18 protein-coding genes are annotated in these 20,102 nt (G+C 67.0%); 5 read left to right on the top strand and 13 right to left on the bottom strand.

Features of this window, described 5'->3' with window-relative positions; translation table 11 throughout:
• Window positions 1–179: 179 nt before the first annotated feature.
• The 5 genes from RBB46_RS13055 to RBB46_RS13075 are packed head-to-tail and all read left to right on the top strand — an operon-like array spanning window position 180 to window position 5,158.
• The gene (locus RBB46_RS13055) at window positions 180–1,001 is read left to right on the top strand and encodes an ABC transporter ATP-binding protein (protein WP_306029426.1); all 822 of its coding nucleotides are present in this window, start codon (window positions 180–182) and stop codon (window positions 999–1,001) included.
• Entirely contained in the window at window positions 998–1,777 is a 780-nt protein-coding gene (locus RBB46_RS13060; RefSeq protein ID WP_306029427.1) for an ABC transporter ATP-binding protein, read from the top strand. Before RBB46_RS13055 ends, RBB46_RS13060 begins: the two co-directional genes overlap by 4 nt.
• Complete coding sequence (locus RBB46_RS13065) at window positions 1,774–2,685, top strand: branched-chain amino acid ABC transporter permease (RefSeq protein ID WP_306029428.1); 912 nt, start codon at window positions 1,774–1,776, stop codon at window positions 2,683–2,685. The genes RBB46_RS13060 and RBB46_RS13065 overlap by 4 nt, the downstream gene beginning before the upstream one ends.
• Entirely contained in the window at window positions 2,682–3,692 is a 1,011-nt protein-coding gene (locus RBB46_RS13070; protein WP_306029429.1) for a branched-chain amino acid ABC transporter permease, read from the top strand. Before RBB46_RS13065 ends, RBB46_RS13070 begins: the two co-directional genes overlap by 4 nt.
• Window positions 3,689–5,158, top strand: coding sequence for an aldo/keto reductase (locus tag RBB46_RS13075; RefSeq protein ID WP_306029430.1), 1,470 nt, complete (start codon window positions 3,689–3,691; stop codon window positions 5,156–5,158). Before RBB46_RS13070 ends, RBB46_RS13075 begins: the two co-directional genes overlap by 4 nt.
• A gap of 16 nt (window positions 5,159–5,174) precedes the next feature.
• On the opposite strand, the gene RBB46_RS13080 is transcribed toward RBB46_RS13075, so the two are convergent.
• The 13 genes from RBB46_RS13080 to RBB46_RS13140 form a co-directional block, all read right to left on the bottom strand.
• A complete protein-coding gene (locus tag RBB46_RS13080) occupies window positions 5,175–6,092 on the bottom strand; it encodes a glycosyltransferase domain-containing protein (RefSeq protein WP_306029431.1) in 918 nt (305 codons plus the stop codon).
• A gap of 104 nt (window positions 6,093–6,196) precedes the next feature.
• On the bottom strand, window positions 6,197–6,949 hold the full coding sequence (locus tag RBB46_RS13085; protein ID WP_306029432.1) for a DUF1028 domain-containing protein: 753 nt from the start codon (window positions 6,947–6,949) through the stop codon (window positions 6,197–6,199).
• A gap of 16 nt (window positions 6,950–6,965) precedes the next feature.
• On the bottom strand, window positions 6,966–8,753 hold the full coding sequence (locus RBB46_RS13090; RefSeq protein ID WP_306029433.1) for a gamma-glutamyltransferase family protein: 1,788 nt from the start codon (window positions 8,751–8,753) through the stop codon (window positions 6,966–6,968).
• 48 nt (window positions 8,754–8,801) lie between these two features.
• The gene (locus tag RBB46_RS13095) at window positions 8,802–9,665 is read right to left on the bottom strand and encodes an ABC transporter permease (RefSeq protein ID WP_306029454.1); all 864 of its coding nucleotides are present in this window, start codon (window positions 9,663–9,665) and stop codon (window positions 8,802–8,804) included.
• Window positions 9,666–9,697: 32 nt separating this feature from the next.
• Window positions 9,698–10,645, bottom strand: a complete 948-nt coding sequence (locus RBB46_RS13100) for an ABC transporter permease (protein WP_306029434.1) — start codon at window positions 10,643–10,645, stop codon at window positions 9,698–9,700.
• Between the two features lie 43 nt (window positions 10,646–10,688).
• A complete protein-coding gene (locus RBB46_RS13105) occupies window positions 10,689–11,489 on the bottom strand; it encodes a glycosyltransferase family 25 protein (RefSeq protein ID WP_306029435.1) in 801 nt (266 codons plus the stop codon).
• Between the two features lie 89 nt (window positions 11,490–11,578).
• Window positions 11,579–13,096 carry an ABC transporter substrate-binding protein gene (locus tag RBB46_RS13110; RefSeq protein WP_306029436.1) on the bottom strand — a complete coding sequence of 506 codons (1,518 nt, stop codon included), beginning with the start codon at window positions 13,094–13,096 and terminating at the stop codon, window positions 11,579–11,581.
• Between the two features lie 11 nt (window positions 13,097–13,107).
• Window positions 13,108–14,256 (bottom strand): ABC transporter ATP-binding protein, encoded by a 1,149-nt coding sequence (locus tag RBB46_RS13115; RefSeq protein WP_306029437.1) that lies wholly within the window; start codon window positions 14,254–14,256, stop codon window positions 13,108–13,110.
• Window positions 14,253–15,266 carry an ABC transporter ATP-binding protein gene (locus tag RBB46_RS13120; RefSeq protein ID WP_306029438.1) on the bottom strand — a complete coding sequence of 338 codons (1,014 nt, stop codon included), beginning with the start codon at window positions 15,264–15,266 and terminating at the stop codon, window positions 14,253–14,255. The genes RBB46_RS13115 and RBB46_RS13120 overlap by 4 nt, the downstream gene beginning before the upstream one ends.
• Complete coding sequence (locus RBB46_RS13125; RefSeq protein ID WP_306029439.1) at window positions 15,256–15,969, bottom strand: FadR/GntR family transcriptional regulator; 714 nt, start codon at window positions 15,967–15,969, stop codon at window positions 15,256–15,258. The genes RBB46_RS13120 and RBB46_RS13125 overlap by 11 nt, the downstream gene beginning before the upstream one ends.
• 380 nt (window positions 15,970–16,349) lie before the next feature.
• A complete protein-coding gene (locus RBB46_RS13130; RefSeq protein WP_306029440.1) occupies window positions 16,350–17,180 on the bottom strand; it encodes a 3-keto-5-aminohexanoate cleavage protein in 831 nt (276 codons plus the stop codon).
• 138 nt (window positions 17,181–17,318) lie between these two features.
• A complete protein-coding gene (locus RBB46_RS13135) occupies window positions 17,319–19,352 on the bottom strand; it encodes a bifunctional diguanylate cyclase/phosphodiesterase (RefSeq protein WP_306029441.1) in 2,034 nt (677 codons plus the stop codon).
• Window positions 19,353–19,356: 4 nt separating this feature from the next.
• Window positions 19,357–19,749, bottom strand: coding sequence for a molybdopterin-dependent oxidoreductase (locus RBB46_RS13140; RefSeq protein WP_306029442.1), 393 nt, complete (start codon window positions 19,747–19,749; stop codon window positions 19,357–19,359).
• Between the last annotated feature and the right edge of the window lie 353 nt (window positions 19,750–20,102).

Here is a 20,102-nt window from a genome sequence, read left to right on the forward strand (position 1 = left end):
GCCCATGCCGGGGCGGCGACCGTCCCGGCGCGGTTCGAGGCCGCTATCCGGGAACCTGAAAAAGCTCACATCCCATCTTTACAATCATTCGAGATCTGTGATCAAGATATGTTTGATCAAACATCAAATGCAAGCATCCAACCTTTCGGGGCAGGGCTTGCGGCGGAGGGAGTCGCGCCGTGCAGGGCGGAACCGGAGAGAGGAAAGACGGACCCGGATCGCCCCGCGCGCATACCCCGCCGGTGCTCGAGGTTCGCGATCTTGCCCGCAGCTTTGGCGGCAACCGCGCCGTCGACGGCATGTCGCTCGATCTGCATGCCGGCGAGATCCTCGGCCTGATCGGCCCGAACGGGGCCGGCAAGACCACCTTCTTCAACCTTGTGGCCGGCAGCCTTGCCCCCGATAGCGGCGAGATCCGGCTGAAGGGCGTACCCATCGAGAGACAACCGGCCGCCCGCCGGCTCGCCATGGGGCTCGGCCGCACCTTCCAGATCCCGCGCCCCTTCGCCGGCATGAGCGTGCTCGACAACGTCATGGCCGCCGGCCAGAACCAGAGCGGCGAAAACATCCTTCGCAACTTCCTGCAGCCGGGCACCGTGCGACGCGAGGAACGGGCGGCGCGCGAGCGGGCCCTGGCGCTGATCGACTTCGTCACGCTGTCCCATCTTGCCGACGCGCCGGCCCGGGTGCTGTCCGGCGGCCAGCGCAAGCTGCTTGAACTTGCCCGGGTGATGATGGCCGAACCGGCGGTGATCCTGCTCGACGAGCCGGCCGCCGGCGTCAATCCGGCGCTGCTCGACGTCATCGTCGAGCGCATCGTGGAGATCAACCGGATGGGCGTCAGCGTGCTCCTGATCGAGCACAACATGGACATGATCGCCCGGCTCTGCGGGCGCATCGTGGTGATGGCCGCCGGCCGCCAACTCGCCGAGGGAACGCCCGGCGAGATCATGGCCAATCGCGAGGTGGTGGAAGCCTATCTCGGCGAGGTGACACCGTGAACGCGCCTCCGCCCTTCGCCGCCCCGTCCCCACCGCTGTCGACGCGCGGCCTCATTGCCGGCTACGAGCCGGACCTGCCCATTGTCAAGGGCATCGACTTCACGCTCGGCAATGGCGAATTCGTCACCATCCTGGGACCGAACGGCGCTGGAAAATCGACCTTCGTCAAGGCCATCGCCGGGCTGGTGCCTCTCCACGGCGGCACCCTGTCGCTCGCCGATGCCGACATCACCGGCTGCCCCCGCCATGCGCTGATCCGCAAGGGTCTCGCCTTCGTGCCGCAGACGGAAAACATCTTCGCCACCATGACGATCCGCGAGAACTTGCAGATCGCCGCGACGGTTCTGCCGAAGCCGGTCCGCAAGGCGCGCATCGAGGCGATGCTCGACACCTATCCGGATCTGGCGAAGCGTCCCGGAGCGATCGCCGGCGGGCTTTCCGGCGGCCAGCGGCAGATGTTGGCAACCGCCCGCGCGCTCCTTGTCGAACCGCGCGTGCTGATCCTCGACGAGCCCTCTGCCGGGCTCTCGCCGAAGGCCGTGGCGGAGGTGTTCGAGCGACTGGTCGCGATCAATCGCGGCGGCGTGCCGATCCTTTTGGTCGAGCAAAACGTGCGCGCCGCGCTGCGCATCGCCCATCGCGCCGTCGTGCTGGTCGACGGCCGCTTGCGCCACGATGCGCCGGCGGCCGAACTTGCCGCCGATCCCGATATCGGCCGGCTGTTCCTCGGCGCCCACGGCACCCCCGCCCCCAGCAACGGAGACCCCGCTCCATGAGTGCCCAGATCCTGCTCGAGGGTCTCCTGGCCGGCGCCATGATCGGCCTTGGCGCCGTCGGCCTGACGCTGACCTATTCGATCCTGCGCTTCGCCAATTTCGCCCATGGCGAGTTGCTTGCCTGGGGGGCGTATCTCTCGCTCACCCTGTCACTGGCCATCGGCGCCGTGTCGGGCGCCAGCCTTGCCCCGCTCGGCCCCTTCAGCATCTCAACCGGGCTGATCCTCGCCGGCCTTGCGGCGATGGTGCTGACCGCCGGCCTTGCGCTTGCCGTCGACACCCTGCTCTTTGCCCGGCTGCGCCGGCGCGGGGCGACCGCGATCATCGTGGTGATGGCCAGCTTCGGCGCCTCGATGGCGCTGCGCAGCCTGCTGGAATTCCTCTACACCTCCAAGCCTGCCTACTATTCGCGCGAGTTGCAGATCGCCATGCCGCTGCCCGGCGGTATCCGCGCCACGCCCGACCAGTTGCTGCTGATCGGAGCGGCCTTCCTCGCCGTCATCGCCGTTCATCTTCTGCTGACCCGCACGGATCTCGGTCGCGCCATGCGCGCGGTCAGCGAGAACCCGGCGCTTGCCGGCGTCGTCGGCATCGACACGGCCAAGGTGGTGCGCGCCGTGTGGATCATCGGCGGGGCGCTTGCCTGCACGGCGGGCACCATGTCGGGCCTGCTCGTCCAGATCCGCCCCTATATGGGCCTCGACCTGCTGCTGCCGCTCTTCGCCGCCGTCATCCTGGGCGGCATCGGCTCAGTGCCGGGCGCCATGCTCGGCGGATTGCTGGTCGGACTGTGCGAGGCGCTTGCCGTGCAGACCATCGGCGCCGAATGGCGGGCGGCGGTCGCCTTCTTCGTCATCACGCTGGTTCTGGTGATCCGCCCGACCGGGTTGTTCGGGAGGCCCGCATGAGCCTGGAACTCCTCGCCTATTGCGCCTTCTTCCTCACCATCGCGCTGACCTATGCGGTGATCGTGCTCGGCCTCAACGTGCAATGGGGACAAACGGGTCTCTTCAATGTCGGCGTTGCCGGCTTTGTCGCCGTCGGCGCCTATGCCTCGGCGATCCTGACCTCGCCCGCCGTCGAAGGCCGCTTCGGCGGCTTCGACCTGCCGATCCCGGTCGGCTGGGCCGGAGCCTTCCTTGTCGCGGGACTGCTGTCGGCGGCAATCGGCTGGCTGACCATGCGGCTGCGCGCCGACTACCTGGCGATCTCCACCTTCGGCATCGCCGTCACCGTCCAGCTGGCCACGCTCAACCTGGAAGGCCTCACCGGCGGCCCCTTCGGCATCAGCCTGATCCCGCGCCCCTTCGCCGGACATGCCGGCGAGGCACTCATCTTCTCGCTCGCCAACATGGCGCTGCTCATCAGCCTTGTCGCGCTGCTCTACCTGATGCTCGAGCACCTGGCGAAAAGCCCCTGGGGGCGGGCACTTCGGGCAATCCGCGAGGACGAAGCGGCGGCCGAGGCGCTCGGCAAGAGCCCACGCCGCTTCCGCATCGAGGCCTTCGCGCTCGGCGGCGCGATCATGGGGCTCGGCGGCGCGGCGCAGGCCCATTTCATCGGCTTCATCGCCCCGGAGAACTACCTGCCTATGCTCACCTTCCAGGTCTGGGCGATGCTGATCGTCGGCGGCTCGGGCAACAATCGCGGCGCCATCCTCGGCGCGGTGCTCGTCTGGGCGCTGTGGGCCGCCTCCTCGGCGCTGGTCGAGGCGCTGGCGCCGGCCGGCGAGCAGGCGCGTGCCGCCTCGCTGCAGACCGTCATCATCGGTGTCGCGCTGTGTGCGATCCTGCTCTTCCGCCCGCAAGGGCTCCTTCCCGAACCAGGCGGCGCCCGCCGCCGCCTGCCCTTCCTTTCCAGATGGCGCGGAACCCCCGCCGCCGTCGCCACGACCACGGAACCCGACCGCCCATGACCAGCCGCCCCGAAACGACGAAGCTCGGCTTCGATCTTGAGATCAGCCGCATCCTCACCGGACTGTGGCAGATCGCCGACATCGAGAAAGACGGCAAGCCCGTCGATCTCGATGCCGCTGCCGATCACCTCTCCGACTATGCGGCCGCCGGCTTCACCACCTTCGACATGGCCGATCACTACGGCAATGCCGAACTCGTCGCCGGCCGTCTGCTGGCCCGTCACGGCGAAGGCGCCGACCGCCCGCTTGCCTTCACCAAATGGTGCCCGGAACCCGGACCGATGACCGAGGACGTGGTGCGCGCCGGCGTGCAGGAACGGCTCGACCGGCTCGGCGTTTCCCGTGTCGACCTGCTGCAGTTCCACTGGTGGACCTTCGAGCATCCCGGCTGGCTCGACGCGCTGAAGCACCTGGCGCGCCTGCGCGAGGAAGGGCTGATCGGCGAAATCGGGGTGACCAATTTCGACGCCGCCCACCTGCATGTGGCGCTCGCAGAAAACCTGCCGATCGTCTCCAACCAGGTCTCCTTCTCGGTCGTCGACCGGCGGGCCGCTGGCGCGCTGAGCGACCTTTGCGCGCGCACCGGCGTGCGTCTTCTCGCCTATGGCACGCTGTGCGGCGGCTTCCTGTCGGAACGCTGGCTGGGCAAGCCGGAGCCGGCGGAGATCGCCGACTGGAGCCGGATGAAATACAAGCGCTTCATCGATGCCGCCGGCGGCTGGGAGGCGTTCCAGGCGCTGCTTGCCGCGCTCGGGGCAGTGGCGCGGAGACACGGCGTCTCGATCTCCAACGTCGCCACCCGCTGGGTCCTGGAAACCCCCTCGGTCGCCGGCGTCATCATCGGCGCGCGGATCGGCGAAAGCGAACATCGGGCCGACAACCTGAAGCTTTTCGGCTTTGCCCTCGACGACACCGACCGCGCACGCCTCGAAGAGGCCTTCGCCGGCATGGCGCCGATCCCCGGCGATTGCGGCGACGAATACCGCCGCCCGCCCTTTCTCACCGCCTCCGGCGACCTCAGCCATCACCTGGAAAGGATCCCGAGCATCTACCAGCCGGAACCGGTGCCCGGGCGCGCCAACCGCTGGCTTCTCTCCTCGGGCAGCATCTGGGAACCGCTGGCCGGCTTCAGCCGGGCGATGCGGGTCGGCGACCGCATCCTGGTATCCGGCACCACGGCGACCCACGGCGCCGACCACTGCGTCGCACCCGGCGATGCCGAGGCCCAGACCACCTATGTGCTGGACAAGATTGCCGCCGCACTGGCGGCCTTCGGCGCCTCGATGGAGGACGTGGTGCGCACCCGCGTCTACCTGCAGGACGTCGGAGCCTGGGAAGGTCCCTCGCGCGCCCATGGCCGCGTCTTCGGCGACATCCGACCTGCCAACACGACGCTTGCCGTCGGCAGCCTGATCGGCGGTTACGAAGTGGAGATCGAGGTCGAGGCGGTCCTCGACCCGCGGTAGCCCGCCGCCCCGGGGGTCAGGCGACCGCGTGCCAGGCCATGAATCCCAGGCCGGCGACGATGCTGACCGGGAGTAGGCGAAAGGCTACGAGCCCGACGATATCCTCCAGCGGATAGGCCGGCCGGTCGAGCCAATAGGTCGGCCGGCTCTCGATGACGTTGAGGACGTACCTGCAGCGGTCGCGCGGTCGCACGGGCAGGCGCGGCAGGTCGAAGGGCAGCATGTCGAGCACATGCCTCGCGCACAGCCGGTTCTCCGCAGGGAAGTGAAAGAAGAACGGCCGGCCTCCGGTGCGCGTGTTGACCAGATGCGTCCCGTCGAACCGGTAGAGCTTGCGCTCCAGTCCCGACTGGCAGGCGGAGCTGGCGAAGATCTCCTGGTCGTAGTCGAGGGCGACGCGGCCGGGATTTTCCAGGAACCACTTGTTGAGAAGCGTCTGGTCGCAATCGATGCCGGAGGCATAGTCGAGCCCGGCAAGCATGGTCGCGAGCGCCCCGGCTTTCCCGATATAGCCGCCGGAATTCAGATAGCGGTACATGCCGCTCCGACCGGTTCCTTTCGGATAGCGGCGCGAGGCGGCAAACCGTCCGGGAAGTTTCCAGGTGAAGCCGGGCTCGGTGGAGATGACGATGGGGCTCGCGAAGGCGCGGTAGCGCGCGACAAGCTCCGCCGGATCACGGATCAAAGCCACATCGTAGCCGTCGGTATAGACCACGATCTCGTCGCCCGGCAGGCCCGACAGGTGCGCCCGGAGCACCTGCATCGCGGCGAGATGGCCGGGATAGGGACTGCCGGTCCACACGATGTCGGGGACGATACCGAAGCGGGCGAGAGAGGCACGGTAGCGGTCAAGGCCCGGCCCCTCGTGCGAGGCGAGCGTCACGAAACGCGGAAGCGCATCGACCACCTTGGCCTGCCCACCTGCCCCGTTCATTTCCTCATCCCGTGCCGCCTCCCGGGCATCGACGCAGTGTCGGTGCGCATGACAGTCAGCCACGCATGGGCCGGTGAGGCAAGCCGGGTTCCGGCAAACGGCAGTCAGACGGGCGGCGTGGCGAAGGAGGCGGAGGAACGTCCCTCGCGCTCCCGTTCGGCCTCCAGCTCCGCGATCTTGAGGTCGATGACCGAGCGGTCAAGCATGCCGGAGACATTGTCAGAGGTCGGCAGGGTTTCCGCCACATGCAGGTAGCGCTCGCCCGCCACCGCCATGAGCCGGCGCAGTTCGGCGAGCGGATCGGGGTGATCGTCGGCACGGATGTCGATCCACGGATAGGCCTCGCCGCGCACGACCCTGAGAGCCGCCGACTGCCTGCCGCGTTTGTCCCCGCCGGCCGCCTCGCCGGCTTCCATGGCGGTGAGCAGCCGGTCGGTGAAGTCCTTTTCCGGATGCGCCAGATAGGTCTCGAGCGTCGCCTCCAGCACCCGCGCGCCGGCCAGCATGTTGCCGGCGACCGAGACCCCTTCCCCGATCAGGTGCCCCGCCCAGTCGATGCATTTCTCGCCGGTGAAGGCGGCGCTGCGCCCGGCCGCATCCATCACGTGAAGCTGGCGCGAATGGGAGCCCGCATCGCGTCCCGTCATGGCCGCGACGACCTCCTCCGCCGAGGCGCCGGCCTGCAGCATCTTCATTCCGTCGATGCCGTAGAGCGGCGAGATGAAGGCCTGGCTGGCAATCGCGCCGACGCCGCCGGCCATGTAGGGCACGACGGCCCCGACGGCGAAGAAGCGGCTGGCGACCGCGATGCCGAAATGGCCGGTCGCCGGGTCGCGGGCGACTATGGAATAGGTCATCTGCCTGCCCTCCCGTTCAGCGGCCGGCCGCGTAGGCCTGCATCAGCCGCGGCGTCGCCGCCGCGCGCATCAGGCCGTTCGCATCGCGCCGCGCCGCCGTCAACCGGCCGATCGACCATTCCGGCGCCACCTCGAGCGAATGACCGCGCGCCTTCAGCGCCTCGATCACCGGAGCACCGAAACTCTCCTCCAGCATGATGTGACCCGGCTGGCGCTGGCGCGGATAGAAGGAGGCCGGGAAGTGGGTGGTGTGGAACAGCGGCTGGTCGATCGCCTCCTGCAGGTTGAGATCGTGATGGACAAGCCGCAGGAACAGCGACAACTGCCACTGGTCCTGCTGGTCGCCGCCCGGCGTGCCGAAGGCAAGCGTCGGCCGGCCGTCCTTCAGCGCGATGCTCGGCGTCAGCGTGGTGCGCGGGCGCTTGCCCGGCGCCAGCGTCGTCGGCAGGCCTTCTTCCAGAAGGAACATCTGGGCGCGGGAATTGAGGCAGAAGCCGAGCGCCGGAATGATCGGCGAGGATTGCAGCCAACCACCGGAAGGCGTCGCCGAGACCATGTTGCCCCAGCGGTCGATGACATCGATATGGACCGTGTCGCCGCGCTTTTCGGACAGGTGCGCCATGGTCGGCTCGTAGACGCCGGTTGACGACACTCCGAGCCCGTCGACCACTTCCATGACGCGGGCGACCTGGGCCTCGTAGCCAGGAACAGTGCCGGGGCGCAGGTCGAAGGACGCGGTCTCGCCGATCAGCCTGCGCCGCTCGGCATTGTATGTGTCCGACAGAAGATGGGAGACCGGCACGTCGGAGAAGGCCGGGTCGCCGTAATAGACCTCGCGGTCGGCATAGGCGAGCTTCATCGCTTCGGCGACAAGATGGACGAAGTCGGCGCCGACCGGATCGACATCGGCAATGCCGGTCCCCTTCAGCAAGGCAAGCGACTGCAGCAGCACTGGCCCCTGCCCCCACGGCCCGGTCTTGGCGACCGTCCAGCCGTGATAGTCATAGGTGGTCGGCGCTTCGCGGGTGGCGCTGTAGCCGGCAAGGTCGGCCGCGCTCAGAACACCCTTGTGCCGGGTTCCGCTGCCATCCATCGCCTCGGTCTTCGACACGAAAGCATCGATCTCCTCGGCGACGAAACCGCGATAGAAGGCATCGCGCGCCGCCTCGATCTGCGCCTCGCGCCCGCTTCTCGCCTCCGCTTCCCGCAGCAACCGCTCCCAGGTATCGGCAAGCACCGGATTGCGGAACAGCTCGTCGGTCGACGGCGCCCCCCCGCCGGGACACCAGGTGGCGTGCGAGGTCGGCCATTCCTTTTCGAAGAAGCCGGCGAGCCCGGCAATGGTCGCCGAGACGCGGGCCAGCATCGGATGTCCGTTGCGGGCGTAGTGGATCGCCGGTTCGAGCACGTCGCGCAGCGGCAGCCGCCCGTGGTCGCGCAGCATCAGCATCCAGCCGTCGAACGCACCGGGAATGACGGTGGCAAGCAGCCCGTCGCCGGGGATCAGCGTGAGCCCCTCGCCGCGATAATGCTCGAGCGTCGCGCCGGCCGGCGTCGGTCCCTGCGCGCAGATCACCTCGACCTTGTCGGTGGCGGCGTCATACTGGAGGATCGGCAGGTCACCGCCCGGTCCGTTCAGATGCGGTTCGACCACCTGCAGGACGAACCCCGTGGCGGCGGCCGCATCGAAGGCGTTGCCGCCCTTTTCCAGGATGCTCATGCCGACGGCGGTGGCGATCCAGTGCGTCGAGGTAACGACCCCGAACGTGCCCCGGACTTCCGGTCTGGTTGTGAAACTGGACATCCGATCTCCCTTGGGATGATGGTCTTGTTGTTTTCCGAAAGAACCAGCTCAGCCCTCGCGCGGGTCGAGCGCGTCGCGCAGGCCGTCGCCGAGCAGGTTGAACCCGAGCACGACGAGGAAGATGGCGGCCCCCGGCCACCAGGCCATCCACGGCGCCTGGGTCATGAAGTTCTTGGCCACGTTCAGCATCGAGCCCCAGCTCGGGTTCGGCGGCTGCTGGCCCAGGCCGAGAAAGGACAGGCTTGCCTCGGCGATGATCGCGGTGGCGACCGTCAGCGTCGCCTGGACCAGCACCGGCGCGAACACGTTGGGCAGGATGTAGCGCGTCATGATCGCCAGATCCGGCAGGCCGATGGCGCGCGCGCCCTCGACGTAGTCCTCGGTCTTCACCGACAGCACCTGGCCGCGTGTCAGGCGAATGAAGATCGGCGTCGCCGAGAGGCCGATGGCGATCATCGCATTGGTCAGGCTCGGCCCGAGAAAGGCGGCAAGGGCAATGGCGAGAATGAGGAACGGCGTCGCCAGCAGCGCGTCGGTGATCCGCGAGATGATCTGGTCGGTCCAGCCGCCGAAATAGCCCGAGACGAGACCGAAGGGCACACCGATGACAACCGCGATCAGCACCGAGACGACACCGGCAAGCAGCGATGCCTGCGCGCCCCAGATCATCCGCGAGAGGATGTCGCGGCCGATCTCGTCCGTCCCCAGCCAGTAGAGCTCGGACGGGGCCTTCCGCACCGCCGACCAGCTCGTCGCCAACGGATCGGCGATCGGCAGGATCGGCGCCAGCACGGCAATCGCCACGAAGAAGGCGACCAGCACGAAGCCGAACAGCGCGCTCCTGTTGCGCTTCAGCTTCTTCCAGGCGCGGCTTTCAACGCGGATACCGAGCGTATCGTCCTCGTCTTCGATGGCGACCGGAACCGGTCCCGTTGCTTGCTCGCTCACAGGGAGGCCCTCATGCGCGGGTTGAGCAGGAAATAGAGGATATCGGCCAAGAGGTTCATCAGGATGAAGCCGGCCGCCGTGCACAGCACCACGCCCTGCACCACCGCATAATCGCGGGTGAAGACGGCATCGACGATCAGCTTGCCGAAACCGGGAATGGTGAAGATCTGCTCTGTCAGAACGGCGCCGGCGAGCAACTCGCCGAACAGCAGCGCGCCGAGCGTGACGATCGGCAGAAGCGCGTTGCGGAACGCATGCTTGATCACCACGACCTGTTCGCTCAGCCCCTTGGCCCGCGCGGTGCGGACATAATCCGCCTTGAGCACGCCGAGCATGGCCGAGCGGGTGTGGCGCATCAATGTCGCGGCCAGTGCCGTGCCAAGCACGAAGGCCGGCATGATCATCGTCTGGAAGGAGCGCACCGGATCTTCCAGTGGCGAGACATAGCCCGACGCCGGCAGCCAGCCGAGCTGCACGGAAACCAGCAGGATCAGCATGATGCCGAGCCAGAAATTGGGGATCGACAGGCCGGACAGCGCGATGAAGTTGGCGATGTAGTCGATGGGCCCGCCCTTCTTCACCGCCGAGAGGATGCCGGTTGGAATGCCGATCGCCATGGCGATCGCCATGGCCATCAGGGCGAGTTGGATGGTCACGGGGAGCTTGTCGGCAATAAGCTGCAGCACCGGCTGGTTGGTCCTCAGCGAGACGCCGAGATCCCCCTGCACGAGTCCGCCGAGCCAATAGAAATACTGATGGATGATCGGATCGTTGAGCCGGTATTTCTCGCGGATGAAGGCGAGCACTTCCGGATCGCGCTCTTCGCCGGCGAGCACCAGGGCGGGATCGCCCGGCAACAGCTTCTGCAGCGTGAAGACGAAGACCGAAACCAGGATGAGCGTCGGGATCGCAATCAGCAGGCGGCGACCGATGAAGGCAAGCATCACGAGGCTCCGGCGCTGGAGAGGAGGAAGGCGGCGTAGGGGATCATGCGTGCTCCACCACGGTGGTGCGGCGCTGGCCCGCAACGGTCCTCACCTTGTGTGAAAGATCGCGGCAAGCCTGGGCCAGGTCGCCCGCGAATTCGGCGAGAACCGAACGGCGGGGCCGCTCCTTGCTCTCGCGCCCGTGGATGAAGCCCGCAGCATCGAACACGGAGCGTGGATCGGCATGCTTGTGCTCCTGCACGAACGGCGCCGGATCCATCTGGTAGATCGTGAGGCTGCGGCTCAACGGCGAGCGCACGGCGAAGATCATCTCGTCGACGGCATCGCGAAAGCGTTCCGTCGCCGTCAACAGGCGCCGCGCCGCAGCCTGGGTGACGAGATAGGCGGCCGTGCAGTAGTGCGACGAATACAATCTGACCACGTCGTGACCGGCCTCCCGGCTTGCGGCGCGCGTGGCGAGCCGCACCGGTTTGAAATCGGTTTCCAGCTTGACGATGTCGGCATCCCCCGGAACCCAGCTGTCGGAGGCAAGCAGGCCGGCGCCCGCCTGCCCGATCAGCACGTCATCCTCCAGAACCAGCGCGTAAGGCAGGTTCCGCTCGACGAGCAGCTGCCACGCAAGGCGATGGCTGAGGAAACAGGCGACCTCGCCAGGCGTCAGCAATCCCCAGTGGCCGGGGCCCGGCACGTGACGTGCGAATTCCTCTTCCCCCAACGCCCGCGCATCGATCGCCGGCACCCGCTCGAAGGCGGCACCGCAATCGCCAAGCCGCGCCTGCATGCGCGTCAGCCGGTCCGCCGCGCGGTCGAGATTGATGAGCAGGATCGGAACCGGCGTCATGGAAAGGGTGAACCCTCAGGGTCGGAGGTGACCGGAAACGGACGACAAGGGAGAGGCGGGACCCGGCAAGCCGGGCCCCGCCCATTCTGCTACTGCTTGAACTTGACGTTCTCGAGCCGGATCATGCCGTCCGGATAGGCGGTGAAGCCCTCGATCTTGTCGTCCAGCGCCCAGATCCAGGTCTGGTGGTAGAGGTAGATGATCGGCAGGTCCTTCGCGAGGATCTTGCGGGCCGCGTCATAGCTTGCCTTGCGGGTCGCCGTGTCGTTGCTGGTGCGTGCCTTGTCGAGCAGCGCATCGACCTCCGGGTTGCAGTATTTCGAATCGTTGATACCGCCCTTGCAGGTCATGAACTGGTGGATGTTGCCGTCCGGATCGACTCGACCCGACCAGCCCACCTGGCTCGCCTGGTAGTTGCCGCCCGACTGGTCGGCGAGCAGGCTGGCGAACTCCATCGACTTCAGCTTGACCGAGAAACCGGCTTCCGCCGCCATCGACTGCACCACCTGCATGAGCTGGGTCTGCACCGGGTTATTGGCGACCTGCACCTCGACCTCGAAGGTCTCGTGGCCGGCTTCCTTCATCAGCTCCTTCGCCCTGGCGATGTCGCGGGCGGGGATCGGCGTCTCCTTGTCGTACCAGGGGCTCGTCGGCGGGAACGGCTGGTTGCCGGGGGCGAAGGCACCTTCGAACACGACCTGGTTGATCGCGTCCCGGTCGAGCGTCAGCTCGAAGGCCTGCCGCAGCTTCGCATCGTTGCCGAACGGATTGTCGCCGCGCGCGCCATTGTCGATGTTGATGGTGATGCCCTGGTAGCCGAGGCTGACCGCATCGGCATAGACAAGGCCGGCATCGGACTTGACCGAGGCCGCGTCGGTCGCGGCAAGCCGCTCGAGCATGTCGAGGTCGCCGGAGCGCAGGTTGGCGAGCCGCACGGTCGTGTCCGGGATCGGCAGGAAGGTGACCGTGTCGAAATGGATCGCGTCGGCGTTCCAGTATTCGGCGAACCGCGTCAGCACGATGCGGTCCTGCTGTACGCGCTCGGTGAAGGAGAACGGACCCGAACAGACCGGGTTGGAGCCGAAATCGGCACCGGCCGCACCGGCCGCCGTCGGCGACACCATCATGCCGGCACGGTCGGCGAGCTGCGCCAGCAGCGTCGCGTCGGGCTGTGCCAGCGTCATCTTCACCTGGTGGGGACCGCTGACCTCGACACTCTCGATCGACTTGACCTCCGACTTGCGGCGGCTCTCCGGCAGGCCCTTGGAACGCTCGATATTGGCCTTCACCGCCTCGGCGTCGAAGGGGGTTCCGTCATGAAAGGTGACGCCCTCGCGCAGGTCCATGGTCAGGACCTTGCCGTCCTCCGACCAGGACCAGGACGTGGCCAGCTGCGGCACGATCTCGAGATCCGGCGTGATGTCGACCAGCTTGTCGCAGAGCGAGGCATAGACGATACGCCCGACAAAGGTGCGGGACTGGTCCGGATCGAGAACGTCCGGATCCTCCTGGAGACCGATCCGCAGATCGGCGGCGGCGGCGGGCAGCGCGACAAGCGCGCTGGCGCTCAAAAGCAGGGCTGCAAGAAGACTGTTGCGCATTCTCATGGCTCCTCTGGTCATTTTGGTGACTCTGTCGGTCTGGATCCGGGACCTTGTTTGTTCAGGCGTTCGCTCCTGTCCCGGTAAAGCGAAAGACGTCTGGCGGCGGCCGCACTGGGCTCCGGCTCGGCAAGCGCGGCGATGCCCTCGCCGGCAACGCGCTGCCAGTGATGGCAGGCGACCTGGCGGCCCGCGGCCACCTCGACGAGTGCCGAGCGCTCCGCCTCGCAGCGCGCGTCGGCAAGCGGACAGCGTGTGTGGAAACGGCACCCCGTCGGCGGAGAAAGCGGCGAGGGCACATCGCCGGAAAGATTTGCGTCGGCCTTGCGCGCGCGCGGGCTGGGGATCGGGATCGCCCGCATCAATGCGCGGGTATAGGGGTGGAGCGGCGCATCGTAGAGCGCGTCGGTCGCGGCCAGTTCCACCACCTCGCCCAGATACATCACCGCGACGCGGTCGCTCATGTGACGGATGACGGCAAGATCATGCGCGATCAGCACCAGCGTCAGGTCGTATTCGCGCTTCAGGTCCTCCAGCAGGTTGATCACCTGCGCCTGGATCGAGACGTCGAGCGCGGAGACAGGCTCGTCGCCGATCAGCACCTTCGGGCCCGAGGCGAGTGCCCGCGCGATGCCGATGCGCTGGCGCTGCCCGCCGGAAAACTCGTGCGGGTAGCGGCCCGCATACTCGGCCCTGAGGCCAACCCGGGTGAGCAGTCGCGCCACTTCCGCGCGCCGCCACTTCGCATCGCCAAGGCCATGCACACGCATCGGCTCCTCGATGATGGCGCCGACGCTCATGCGCGGGTTGAGCGAGGAGAACGGGTCCTGGAAGACGAACTGCAGGTCCTTGCGCAGCCGCCGCATATCCGCCTTCGGCAGCGCCGCGATGTCCTGCCCGCCATAAAAGACCTCGCCGGCGGTCGGGTCGATCAGTCTGAGCAGCAGCCGAGCAAGGGTCGACTTGCCGCAACCGCTCTCGCCGACCACGGCAAGCGTCTCGCCCCGGCGCACCTTGAGAGACACCCCGTCGACGGCCCGCACCGACGGGCGCTCGCCGAACAGTTTCCAACCGACGGGAAAGCGCTTCTCCAGCCCGCGGGCCTCCAGGACGATATCGGTTCCGGCGGGAACAAGCGGTGCTTCGGCAGGGGGCATGGCGCTCATGCGGCATCTCCAAAGCTCAGCTCCAGCGGCGCGTGCCGGCAGGCGGCCGCATGACCTTCGGCAACGGCTTGCAGCGGCGGCACCTCCGCCCGGCAGATGTCGTCGGCGAAGGGGCAGCGCGGCGCGAACCGGCAGCCGGCGGGCATCCGGTCGACCGTCGGCACCATGCCGGGGATTGTCGCCAGCCGGTCGCCGCGATGGCCAAGCGAGGGCACCGAGCTGATCAGGCCGAGCGTGTAGGGATGCTGGGGATCGTCGAAGATTGCCGACACCGGCCCCGCCTCGACGATGCGCCCGGCATACATGACCGCCACCTTGTCGGCGATCTCGGCAACCACGCCGAGATCATGAGTGATCAGCACCAGCGCCGTGCCGGTCTCCTCCTGCAACTCGCGCACCAGGTCGAGGATCTGCGCCTGGATGGTAACATCGAGCGCGGTGGTCGGCTCGTCCGCGATCAGAAGCTGGGGGTCGTTGGCCAGCGCCATGGCGATCATGACACGCTGGCGCATGCCGCCCGACATCTGATGCGGATAGTCATCAAGCCGCCGCTCGGCCGCCGGCACCTTGACCCGCCGCAGCATGTCGAGAGCCCGGGCGCGTGCCGCGGCCCGTGTGCCGCCGCGATGACGGCGCACGATCTCGGCGATCTGGTCGCCGACCGTGTAGACCGGATTGAGCGAAGTCATCGGTTCCTGGAAGATCATCGCCACGCGGTCGCCGCGCAAGGACGCCATCTCGCGGCGCGACAACGCGAACAGGTCGCGCCCCTCGAATATCGCCCGACCCGAAACGATCTGCGCCGGCGGCATCGGCAAGAGGCCCATCAGCGACAGGGCGGTCACGGACTTTCCGCAGCCGCTTTCGCCGACGATGCACAGCGTCTCGCCGGGCGCGACGGAAAAGGACACGCCGTCGACCACATTGGCGCGCGCGCCGGCAAAACGCAGCGCCAGGTTCTCGACCGCCAGCAGCGGCCCGGCCCCCTCGCGGGAAAGATCAGCCGGCATCGGCATGCCCCTCGACGCTTTGCAGCATCAATCGTTCCTGCAGCGACAGGAGATGCTTGCGCATGACCTGTTCGGCGGCGACCGGATCGCGCCGCTCGATCGCATCGACCAGTTCGCCATGCTGCGAATGATAGAGCCGGGTGGAACTCGGCGTGCGCAACGCTTCGCGCACATGCCGCCAGTTGTCGTCCTGGCGGACCCGGTCGACCACGTCGAACAGCGCCAGGAACAGCGTGTTGCCCGCCGCCATCGCGACCGCCCGGTGCAGGGAACTGTCCCACAACTCGCGGCTGTCCATGTCGCCGGCCTCGATGACCTTGCCCGCGATCTCGCGCATGCGGGCGATTTCGGGGGCCGTGGCGCGCAGCGCCGCCAGCCGGGCCAGCGCCGGCTCGATGCGCAGCCGCACCTCCATCACCTCGAACATGTTGCTCATTTCCGGCAGCTGCCGGATGCGGCTCTCGGTGCGGCTGCGGGCGGCGGCGATGAAGGTTCCCGCGCCCTGCCGGCGCCAGATGCGCCCTTCCGCTTCCATCACGTCAAGCGCGCGGCGCACCGCCCGGCGACCGACGCCGATTTCCTCGGCCAGCTCCCGCTCGGGCGGCAGCTGCTCGCGCGCCTCGCGTTCCAGCTGGTCGACAATGACCCTGAGCCGCTGCAGCGCCAGGCTGGAATTGCGTTCTGTCTGGTTCTCGTCTGCCAAGGACGCCGACCCCGATTGCACCTTTTTATATATTGGTTCCATTATTGGCGCAGAGCGGTTCCGCTGACAAGCCCGTTGCAACCGCCCTCGTTCCGGTTCTTGCAAAAAGAACGTTCTTGCCGAAATTTGCGCCCTTCTGCGCGCATGAATGCCGAAAGTTTCGGCAAGAGCGAGCCATCCCGCCGGACCCGGCTTCAGAACCAATATAGAATTGGTTCATTCCCCGCCGGCCTTGCCTGCCGGCAAATGAAAAAGGGCGAGGCGTCAGACGCCTCGCCCTTTCGGACTTTGGGACTTTATCGAAACCTGCGCCGGACAGCGGGACGGCAGCCAATCCGGCCGGCCGACAGGTTCACACGGGCAGGTTCAGGCGGGCGTGTTCAGGCGGGGGCAAGACCCAGCATCTTGCGCGCTTCGGCAACGCTGGCCGGATGGCGGCCATATTCCGCGCAAAGGTCGACGGTCCGCTGCACCAATGCGGCATTGGAGGGGGCAAGCCGATCCTTGTCGAGACGCACATTGTCTTCAAGTCCGGTCCGGCAGTGACCGCCCAGCTCCAGGCTCCAGCGGTTAAGCTCGATCTGGTTGCGGCCGATGCCGGCGCCCGTCCATGTCGCCTCGGGCATCAGCCGCCGCAAGGTCTCGACATAGAACTCGAACACGGCCCGGTCCGCCGGCATGGCGTTCTTGACGCCCATCACGAACTGCACGTGAAGCGGCCCCTTCAGCCGCCCGTCCCTCGCCATCGACGCTGCCTGGAAGACATGCGAGAGGTCGAAGGCCTCGATCTCGGGCTTGACGTTGTAGGTCAGCATTTCCGACGCCAGCCAGTCGACCAGATCCGGCGGATTCTCGTAAACGCGGGTCGGGAAATTGTTGGAGCCGACCGACAGCGAGGCCATGTCGGGGGCAAGCGGCAGCATGCCGCCGCGCGCCTTGCCCGCGCCCGAACGGCCACCGGTCGAAAGCTGGATGATCATGCCCGGGCAATGGGCCTTCAGCCCCTCCACGAGCCGGGCGAAGCGCTCCGGGTCGGAGGTCGGCGTGCCGTCCTCCTCGCGCACATGGCAGTGGGCAATGGTTGCGCCGGCCTCGAAGGCCGCATGGGTGCTTTCCACCTGCTCGGAAACGGTAATCGGCACGGCCGGGTTGTCGGCCTTTTGCGGCACGGAACCGGTGATGGCAACGCAGATGATGCAAGGCTCGGACATGGACGAGCGATCCTCCCTGAGAGGCGCCGGCAGGCTCCCGCGCCCGCAGGAACAACGACATCGGGCAAGTCCGGCGCGGGGATCTGGTTAGCAGCTTCGCCGGCCAACGGCAATTGCAGGGGCCGTGCAAGGCGCGGATCAGACCGCCCCGCGCACCGGTGACAAAGGCGAGGCCGGCCGCACCGCCGCACTCGCCGCCTCGCGCGAGGCAAAACCGCGAAGCATCAGGGCAGGCAGGTCGCCGACCGGCATCGGGGCCCCGAACAGGAATCCTTGCGCGATGCGGCAGCCGGCCTCCGTCAGCAGGTCGACCTGCTGGCGGGTCTCCACCCCCTCGACCGTGACAGCGATGTCGAGCCGACCGGCAAGTTCCAGGATGGAGGTGACGATCGACAGGCTGTGCCGGTCGCTTTCCAGCGATTGCACGAAGCTGCGGTCGATCTTCAGCTCGTCCCAGTCGAAGCTGCGCAGATAGGACAGCGCCGAATAGCCGGTGCCGAAATCGTCGAGCGAGATGGCAACGCCAAGCGCCTTCAGTCGCGACAAGGTGGCGATCGCGCGCGTCGTGTCCTTCATCACGACGCTTTCGGTCACCTCCAGCTTCAGCCGCGAGGCCGGCAGGCGGCTGCGCTTCAACACGGCCGCGACCGTATCGACGAGATCGTCGCGGGCCAGCTGGGCGACGGAGAGATTGACGGCGACCGGCACGTCGAGCGGCAACGCGACCGCGTCGCGGCAAGCGGTCTGCAGGATGCGCTCGCCGATGTCGATGATGTGGCCGGACGCCTCGGCGATGGGAATGAACTCGCTTGGCGCGATCCAGCCGAGCTGGCTGTGGCGCCAGCGGGCAAGCGCCTCCAGCCCGACGATGCGGCCGGTTTCCATGTCCACCTGCGGCTGGTAATGGGCCGCGATATCGCCGTTCTCCAGTGCCCCCTCGATGCCGTCCTCGATCAACCGGCGACGGGTCGCGTCGGCGCGCATCGAACCGTTGTAGAGCTGCACCCGGCCCTTGCCCGTCGCCTTGGCATGGCTGAGCGCCAGGTCAGCATTCTGCAGCAGCGAGCTTCCGCTCTCCCCCTCGCGAACCAGCGCCACGCCGATGGTGGCGTTGACGACCACATTGCCGCCGCTCAGCGCATGCGCCTCGTGCAGTCCCTCGATCAGCTGCCGTGCGCGCGCCTGCGCCTCCCGCTCGCCGTCGGTGACCCCGACAAGCACGGTGAACTCATCGCCGCCAAGCCGCGACACCAGTGCCCCTCCGCCCCAGGCGGCGACAATCCGGCGGAGACGCTCGGCAACCGAGCGCAACAGGTCGTCGCCCGAGGCGTGACCGAGAATGTCGTTCACCGCCTTGAAACCGTCGAGATCGAGCGCCAGCACCGTCAGTCGCCCGCGACGCCCGACCGGATCCTCGCCAAGCGCGGCTTCCAGCGCATCGTGAAAGGCGAGACGGTTGGGGAGTTTCGTCAGCGGGTCGTGTCGCGCGGCGAACTCGAACTCGCGCGCCGCCGCCTCCGCGCTCGAGCGCGCCCGCTTCAGCGAGCGGGCCTGCAGCGACATGAAGACGAGCAGGATGGCGCCGAAGGCGATCAGCAGCTCGACCAGCACATTCTGCAGCCGCTGGCGCTGGAACAGGGCCTGGCGGATCTCCTGGGCCTCGACCAGGTTGGTCATCAAGGCCTCGCCGCCGATGCGGTCGATCACGCGCACCGCCTCGGCCAGCACCGCGTCGATGCGTGCCAGCGCCGCCTTGTCCGGCAGCGCCGCGTAATCGCTTTCGATGCCCTGGACAAGGTCGCCGAGATGGTCGAGCGCATCCTTTCGGGACGGCGCCGCAGCGACGAACGCGCCGAATGCCCCCGACGACCATGTGTCCACCCGGCTGGCCAGGATATTGTAGAAGAGCCAGGCCTCTTCCGCGTCCTCGACCTTGCCGCTGGCCGCGTATCGGGACAGGCGCTCGCGTGCCGTGACCGCATCGACCCGCCCGTTCAACCCCGACATGGCGATGTCGTAGCGCATCGACTTCTCGAAGGCGCCGCTCGTCGTCAGCACCGCTTCCGCATGCACCAGGATGGCGAGCACCAGCAACCCCAGAACGAGGATGCCGACGTGTCGGAACCGGTCCCCTATCGACCCGCTCCGTCGCAGGAAGGACGGCAAGCGCATGGGTTCACTTCACGTTGATGCGGCGCAATTGCCAGATGGAACGCGAGTAATAGAGCTCGTTCTTGAGCTCGGGAAAGCGGTCGAAAGGATAGATGACGAAAAGCGGCCCCTTGTCGCGCACGCCCAGATAGGCGCCATCCGCCTTGAAGGCGAGAAGCGCGTCATAGGCGGTGAAATCCGATATCGGGATCTCCGCATAGAAATTGTTGAGAGCGATTCCCTCGACCAGCTCGCCGGTCGCACCGACATGCGCCATCAGGTCGGCAAGGCGCACGCCCTCGAACGTCACGGTCTTGTCGTGCCAGGGCGTCGACGTCGTCACGCTGGTGACGCCGAGTTTCTCAAGGTCGGAAATGGTGAAATCGCGGGGCGTCTCGCTTTCGATTCGCCCTTCCACGGTCAAGACGACCGGGCCGTCGGAACGGGCAGGACCCGCCAGAACAAGTCCAAGACCTGCCACAACTAACAATAATAAATACCGGATCGACATGACCACCCTCCGTCGGAGTGCTGATATTTTCAATCGAATACCCTCAATCCGTTCTGGCTGCGGGTCTCGCCGTTTCGATTTTCAGTATCATACTACAAGATGAAGGCAAATTTTGGATTAAATACTTATCCATGTGTTTTTATATTTACTATTTGTTAACCATAATCCAATTTCAAGAACCCTGAAACACCGAAACGGCCCGGGGATTTTGTTCCCCGGGCCGTTTTGTTCTGGAGCCCGGGTTCTGGAGCCGGGTTCGG

This window comes from Stappia sp. MMSF_3263 (assembly GCF_030733745.1).
In the GTDB taxonomy this organism is placed as follows: Bacteria; Pseudomonadota; Alphaproteobacteria; order Rhizobiales; family Stappiaceae; genus Stappia.